Source organism: Acidovorax sp. HMWF018 (genome assembly GCF_003061035.1).
In the GTDB taxonomy this organism is placed as follows: Bacteria; Pseudomonadota; Gammaproteobacteria; order Burkholderiales; family Burkholderiaceae_C; genus Acidovorax; species Acidovorax delafieldii.
The window spans coordinates 1-4,237 of the sequence record NZ_QAIM01000489.1 but is presented as its reverse complement, the minus strand read 5'-3'; the positions used below and the strand labels follow the sequence as shown (position 1 = coordinate 4,237).

5 protein-coding genes are annotated in these 4,237 nt (G+C 66.1%); 3 read left to right on the top strand and 2 right to left on the bottom strand.

What is annotated here, in order from left to right:
• Nucleotides 1-164 (top strand): DUF3579 domain-containing protein (locus DBR23_RS31365; RefSeq protein ID WP_233250632.1); only part of this gene is annotated, 164 nt, incomplete at its 5' end.
• A 249-nt stretch (nt 165-413) separates the two neighbouring features.
• Here the strand turns inward: DBR23_RS31365 and rpsT are convergent.
• Nucleotides 414-713 (bottom strand): 30S ribosomal protein S20, encoded by a 300-nt coding sequence (rpsT, locus tag DBR23_RS20895; RefSeq protein ID WP_056066666.1) that lies wholly within the window; start codon nt 711-713, stop codon nt 414-416.
• Between the two features lie 274 nt (nt 714-987).
• Here rpsT and murJ point away from each other — a divergent pair, with 274 nt between their 5' ends.
• Nucleotides 988-2,547 carry a murein biosynthesis integral membrane protein MurJ gene (gene murJ, locus DBR23_RS20890; RefSeq protein ID WP_108499476.1) on the top strand — a complete coding sequence of 520 codons (1,560 nt, stop codon included), beginning with the start codon at nt 988-990 and terminating at the stop codon, nt 2,545-2,547.
• A gap of 91 nt (nt 2,548-2,638) precedes the next feature.
• Nucleotides 2,639-3,490 (top strand): SirB1 family protein, encoded by an 852-nt coding sequence (locus DBR23_RS20885; protein WP_056066673.1) that lies wholly within the window; start codon nt 2,639-2,641, stop codon nt 3,488-3,490.
• Nucleotides 3,491-3,517: 27 nt separating this feature from the next.
• Here the strand turns inward: DBR23_RS20885 and DBR23_RS20880 are convergent.
• Nucleotides 3,518-4,237 (bottom strand): plasmid replication/partition related protein (locus DBR23_RS20880; protein WP_108499475.1); only part of this gene is annotated, 720 nt, incomplete at its 5' end.

Below are 4,237 nucleotides of genomic sequence, written 5' to 3'. Positions count from 1 at the left end.
TTCCCACCACGCTCAATGGCGTGAAATGCGTGGTGGTGCACCGCGACCTGCAGGGGCACGAACCCATGGCTTGGGACTTCGTGATCAATTTCGCCCGCGACAACAACCTGCAGGTGGCCGAGGCCTGCCTGCTGCCCGACCCGCCTCCTCCCGCCAAGCCCTGAGCGGCCACGGCCTGGGTTCCGGCGCTGCCTGCCGCGTCGGGCCCGAGGCGTCGCTGCGCAGGGGCATGCCCGCCCGGCAGCCAGCGGGCACTCCCCATCCACCCTGTGATGCGCTTCAGGCTGCTTGGCGCAGTTCTGAACCCCCAACGAAAAAACCGCCCGAAGGCGGTTTGTTCGTTTTTTGCTGGCAGCGCACCCGTTACAAACGGCGAACGGCAGGTGCCGTTCGGGCTGTTTGCCTGAAGTGGGTCAGGCGGCCGTTGCCAGGGCTTTCACCTTGGCAGACAGACGGCTCTTGTCGCGAGCAGCCTTGTTCTTGTGGAAGATGCCCTTGTCAGCCACGGTGTCCACCACGGCTTGCATCTTGGCGAACAGTTCGGTCGCCTTGGTCTTGTCGCCAGCCAGAACAGCCTTTTCGACGTTCTTGACAGCGGTACGGTATTTGGAACGCAGCGAGGTGTTAGCAGCGTTGATCTTGACGTCCTGACGGACGCGCTTGCGGCCCGACGCCAGGCGCGGGTTCTTCTTCTTGGGTTTTGCGGATGCCATTGTTTAGTTCCTTGGGTCTGTGGATGATGCCAGCAAAGCCCGCGATTATAGCCCAGAGCAGTTCCTGTATCCATACCTGTGCCCGAACCGGCGGAACGCCATCGCCACCGCACCGGTGGCACCTGGCGCTGTCAGCGCGACATGTGCATCGCCCTTGACGGCGGAGGGGCACGGCTTCGAGCCCGCCTGCGCAGGCTTGGACGGTCTGAAAAGCTGCCGCCTTTGGCAGCTGTACCGAGGCGCGAAGCGGCGCAGGGGGAATACACTCCCCGCGGTGTCACTGTTCAAAGCCGCCTCCACCGTCTCCCTCTTGACCCTCGTCTCCCGCATCACCGGGCTGGTGCGCGAGTTGCTCATGGCCTCCGTGTTCGGGGTCAGTGCCATGACCGACGCCTTCAATGTGGCGTTCCGCATTCCCAACCTGTTCCGCCGGGTGCTGGGCGAGGGCGCTTTCAGCCAGGCTTTTGTGCCGGTGCTGGCTGCCACCCGGGCCGAGGACGGCGACGAGGGCGCCCGGGCGCTGATCGACCACGTGGGCACCTTGCTGGCCTGGACGCTGGTGCTGCTGTGCATCGCGGGCGTGCTGGGTGCGCCCTGGATGGTGTGGGCCATGGCCAGTGGGCTCCAGCCCGAGGGGTTTGACGCCGCCGTCACGATGACCCGCTGGATGTTCCCGTACATCGGCTTCATGTCGCTGGTGGCGCTGGCAGGGGGCATTCTCAACACGTGGAAGAAGTTTGCGGTGCCTGCAGCCTCGCCGGTGTTGCTCAACATTGCGCTCATCCTGTCCATCACGCTGGGCGCGCCCTTGTTCAAGCGCCATGGCATCGAGCCCATCTATGCGCAGGCGGCGGGTGTGATGCTGGGCGGCCTGCTGCAACTGGGCATCCAGGTGCCTGCGCTGCTGCGCCTGGGGCTGCTGCCCCGCATTGGCGTGCGCTGGTCTGCCATCCGCGCGGCGTGGGCGGACCCGACCACCCGCAAGGTGGCGCGCCTGATGCTGCCCGCCTTGCTGGGGGTGAGCGTGGCGCAGGTTTCGCTGCTCATCAATACGCAGATTGCCTCACATCTGGCCACTGGCAGCGTGAGCTGGATCACCTATGCCGACCGCCTGATGGAGCTGCCCACCGCCCTGTTGGGCGTGGCGCTGGGCGTGGTGCTGATGCCGCAGCTGGCCAGCGCCCGCGCCAAGCAGGATGACGAACGCTATTCGGCCATGCTCGACTGGGGGCTGCGGCTGGTGGTGGTGCTGTCGGTGCCCTGCATGGTGGCGCTGCTGGTGTTTGCCAAGCCCCTGGTGGCCGTGCTCTACCACTACGGCGCCTTTGCCGACCGGGACGTGCAGCAGACCACGCTGGCCCTGGCGGGCTACGGGGTTGGCATTGTGGGCATCGTGGCCATCAAAGTGCTGGCGCCGGGCTACTTTGCCAAGCACGACATGCGCACGCCCATGCTGATTGCCGTGGCGGTGCTAATGTTCACGCAGATGATGAACTTTGTGCTTGTGCCCTATTTGCAGCATGCGGCGCTGACGCTGTCGATTGGCGTGGGGGCGGTCATCAACGCTACCTGGCTGCTGGTGGGGCTGCTGCGGCGCGGCAGCTACCGGCCCTTGCCCGGATGGGGGCGGTTTGCCTTGCAGGTGGTGGCGGCCAGCGCCTTGCTGGCAGTGCTGCTGGCGTGGGGTGCCCAGCATTTCGACTGGGTGGAAATGAAGGCGCAGCGCCTGCAGCGCATCGGCCTGCTGGCCGCGATGATGGCTGCAGCCGCAGTGCTGTACTTTGGCGCCCTGTGGGCGGCCGGCCTGAAGCTGCGCCAGCTGCTGCGCCGCTGAATATCTGCGGCAGGCCTGGACCCCGAAATACCCCGCAAAGCCCGCGCTTCTGTGGCTTGACGCCATGGCGACGGCCCCGTACAAAGCTGCCATGTCCTTGAGCCTTTCCGTGCCCACCTCGCTGGAGTACTTTGCATCGCTGGTGCAGAGCGACGACCACTTTCCGCTGCTCGAAGCCGCCGCCAGCCTCGCGCAGGATGAATACCCCGAGTTCGACGTGCAGCAACTGCTGGGCGATGTGGACCAGCTGCAGGCCCGTATCAAGCGCCGCCTGCCTGCCGATGCGCCGGCGCTGCAGCGGCTGCGCACGCTCAACCAGTTCTTTTTTGCCGACCTGGGTTTTGGCGGCAACATCAACAACTACTACGACCCTGAGAACAGCTACCTCAACGCCGTGCTGCGCACGCGCCGGGGCATTCCCATCAGCCTGGCTGTGCTGTGGATGGAGTTGGCCCAGGGGCTGGGCCTGCATGCGCGGGGCATTGCGTTCCCGGGGCACTTCATGGTCAAGGTGCTGCTGCCCAAGGGCCAGGTGGTGCTGGACCCGATCTCGGGCCAGTCACTCAGCCGCGAGGAGCTGGCCGAGCGGCTGGAGCCCTACAAGCGCCGCAATGGTCTGGTGGACGATTACGACGTACCGCTCGGCTTGTATCTGCAGGCAGCCACACCGCGCGACATCATTGCGCGCATGCTACGCAACCTCAAGGAGGTGCACCGCACCCAGCAGGACTGGCAACGGCTGGTCGCCGTGCTGGACCGGTTGATCGTGTTGCTGCCCGAGGCCTGGGGCGAGCGCCGCGACCGGGGGCTGGCGCACGCCGAGCGAGGCAACACAGCCGAGGCGGTGGCCGACCTGGAGGCCTATCTGGCCCACAGCGAAGATGGGCTGGATCTCGACCTCATCGCCGACCGGCTGAGCGCGCTGCGCAACGCCAACGGCTGATGTCCGGCGCCTGACTCAAAAATAGTTCTAGAACGGCGTGCTGTCTGCAGGCAGCGCTGCCTGCAGCTGCGCCACCTGGCGGCGCAGCTCGGTGTTCTCCGCCGTCAGTTCCGCCACACGGATGCGCAGTGTGTGCAACTCGTCGCTGGCTGGAACGGAGTCCGTGGGGGTATCTGCCGGGCTACCTTCTGACGGAGCCTCCTCGCGCGGCTTGCGCTTGTTGAGTTCGCGCACGCGTTTGGCCGCCTGCTTGAGTTCGTCCTTGCCGGCCACGGCCGCTGCCACCTGTTCCTCGGCGGGCAGGGTGGCGACGGCGGCTGCGGCGTTGATGGAGATAGTGCCGGACTTCACAGCGGCCACCAGCTCGGGAGCCGCCTGTTTCTGGATCTTTTCGATCATCACCACCTGGCTGCTGCTCAGCCGCGCAGCCTTGGCAATGGCCTCGCGGCTGTTCAACGGGTCGGGAGCGGGCAGGGTGGCTGCGGCTTCGGGCACATCAGCCGTGGGGGTGGCTTCGGCGGTCTCTGTGGCGGTGGCTGCGCGCGCCTTGCGCTCGGCCATGATCTCGCGCTTGCGCAGGGCGAGCACGCCGCGCTGGAAATCCGACACGCTGCGGCGGCCCAGGTGCTGGTCGATCATCCACAGGTGCACGTCTTCCATCGACTGAAAGCGCGGGTTCTGCACGGTCTGGAACGGCAGGCCATGTTTTTGGCAGATGCCGTAGCGGTTGTGCCCGTCCACCAGCAC